This window comes from Bacillus sp. EE-W1, from assembly GCF_009760835.1.
In the GTDB taxonomy this organism is placed as follows: domain Bacteria; phylum Bacillota; class Bacilli; order Bacillales; family Bacillaceae_G; genus Bacillus_A; species Bacillus_A wiedmannii.
Window position 1 is genome coordinate 69,717 of sequence record NZ_WIPE01000069.1, and the last position, 2,090, is coordinate 71,806.

The window sequence follows — 2,090 nt, forward strand, 5'->3', positions numbered from 1 at the left end:
TTTTTTTCTGAATGCCACATTCATCGGAATCATCCAATACCCGTTCTCATCTACTTTTGGAACTTGATAGATTTCAATGATTCGTTTGTCAGTTGAACGAGAATAATTCGGAAACTTAGGACGCCCTGTGAACTTCTCAGGATTTTCCTTCCACTTTTCCATTGTTTTAAAAAAGCTCTTTATTTCTGCATATAAGGCTCTACGAATCGCTTGAACAGAGTTTGATTGAATGCCCCAGTAGTTCATATCGGCTTGCATGGCGGTGTCCACTTCTTTTACAGTAGCCATTTTATTATGATTCAAATAACTTTGTTTAATCGTGTACAACCCAACATTTCGCAATGCTTTTGAGCTATGTGACATGCGCTGCAGTAAACGAAATTCTTTAGCTGTGAGACCAGCTCGTCCAATATTCTGTTTCTGGGTGAATCGTTGTATTGTTTCTCTTTTCTTTTGTTTACGTAATACTTTCACTGCTTTCTTTCTAGCCATTGTTTTCACCACCTTTCTTAGAGAGTTCATTAAAATTAATTTTGACAATTCAACATTTGGAACGAAATGTAAAAATAGTCTTCATCGTAATTCCGTTTGGTGCAAGTAACCGAATGATTATTATTATCCAATTTCGTTGTCTTACGATATATTCCCTCCTTATCTAAGAGCAGATTGTATCGTAAGACAAAAAGAAACAAATATTGGCCCCGGGAACATTGTTATGAACGAAACAAATGAGTTCAGCCTACCTTCTGACGGCAATTCATCTCCACCTGAATTGTTGGGTTTCACCCGTAACACAAATCAGATGGAGTCTTCTTGCCGAAAACGATAAATAACCACACTATCGTCAACAAACCAGTTGTGTACTCTGATTCCTTCTTCTTGATAATTATCTAATGCCCAGTGTGATTTATTACCATCCTCAGTTTTTATCCAATGGTTGCTTCCTTTGCGAGCTGTTGCTATTGGATGTTCGGTTGAAAAGATAGCACAATTTTAATTATGATTTTGATTTGAACAATGCGTTCTGAGACACTACTCTTCTTCTAAAATAGCGTAATAATATTCATCCCACCATTCATTTCCATGGGGTATACACTTCCTGAAATATCCTTCTCTTCTCATTCCAATTTTCTCCATCACTCGATATGACGGGGTATTTTGTGGCTGACATGTAGCTATAATTCTATGTAATTTCATTTCCTTAAACCCATATTTTAATGTAGCTTGTGCTGCTTCAGAAGCATATCCTTTATTGAAATATTTAGGATTGAATACCCACCCAATCTCATAAGTATGCTCACCAAAATATTTATGAAAAACAATATGACCAATCAGAATATTTTCATCTACCAGTATCACAGGAAAGTTCTCTGCATTTTCACCCATATTTCTATTTACAAAGTTTCTTGTATCTTCTTCAGTAAAAACTCCTTCGGGTATGTATTTCATAACATTGCTATCTGATGTATACTCATGGACAGCTTGCCAATCTTTGAACTCAAAATTTCGTATTAATAATCTTTCTGCTCTTATAAACATTTACTTTTCTCCTCTCAAAAAATCGTTTCTTTATTTCAAATCCACATTCAACCCTTAAACTAAAAAGAACTTGTAAGAATCTCTGCAAGTTCTTTTTAGTTTAAGGTGAATATATGAGACAAACAAACTATCTTACAGATTCTTTATAGAAACTACAGGAACAGTACTTTGACAAATATATCATATAACAAATATTAACATTTGTATATTTTCGAAAATTGCGTCAATTAAGAGTGGAAATAGCTTTTTCTTAACTATTCTTAATTTCGTTTACTATTAACTTCATTCTTATATGGTTTAAAATCGAATACATATTTTTCTGCTGGCCAAATATCATCAATGTTGACAGGTGTTGTTTGAATGTGTGCATTATGAATAAATACAGTTAATTCTTTAGGTAATTCAATTTTATTTTCACACCTAAGTAAATATTCATTTACAGCTCCATTTACATAAAAATGTTGTATTGCTTTTTTTACTAATTCATTCATAAATGAATCCTTTCTTAACCCATTTTCAAATCATATCCCCCAGATTTGTGTGAAGATTTT

2 protein-coding genes and 2 pseudogenes are annotated in these 2,090 nt (G+C 33.3%); all 4 read right to left on the bottom strand.

The features are described 5' to 3' along the window. Positions 1–492 (bottom strand): annotated as a pseudogene (locus tag GFJ36_RS16970) (RNA-guided endonuclease TnpB family protein); the annotation flags it as partial. Between the two features lie 333 nt (positions 493–825). After that, a pseudogene (locus GFJ36_RS16975) lies at positions 826–984 on the bottom strand (SAM-dependent methyltransferase); the annotation flags it as partial. A 48-nt stretch (positions 985–1,032) separates the two neighbouring features. Then, a complete protein-coding gene (locus GFJ36_RS16980; protein WP_088063957.1) occupies positions 1,033–1,539 on the bottom strand; it encodes a GNAT family N-acetyltransferase in 507 nt (168 codons plus the stop codon). Positions 1,540–1,799: 260 nt separating this feature from the next. Beyond that, positions 1,800–2,030: a hypothetical protein gene (locus GFJ36_RS16985; RefSeq protein ID WP_242016016.1), complete on the bottom strand. Its 231-nt coding sequence runs from the start codon at positions 2,028–2,030 to the stop codon at positions 1,800–1,802. Between the last annotated feature and the right edge of the window lie 60 nt (positions 2,031–2,090).

Bases quoted from the DNA above. Each gene is read 5' to 3' on its own strand.
- GFJ36_RS16985 (WP_242016016.1), bottom strand. From the start codon at position 2,030: ATGAATGAATTAGTAAAAAAAGCAATACAACATTTTTATGTAAATGGA.
- GFJ36_RS16980 (WP_088063957.1), bottom strand. From the start codon at position 1,539: ATGTTTATAAGAGCAGAAAGATTATTAATACGAAATTTTGAGTTCAAA.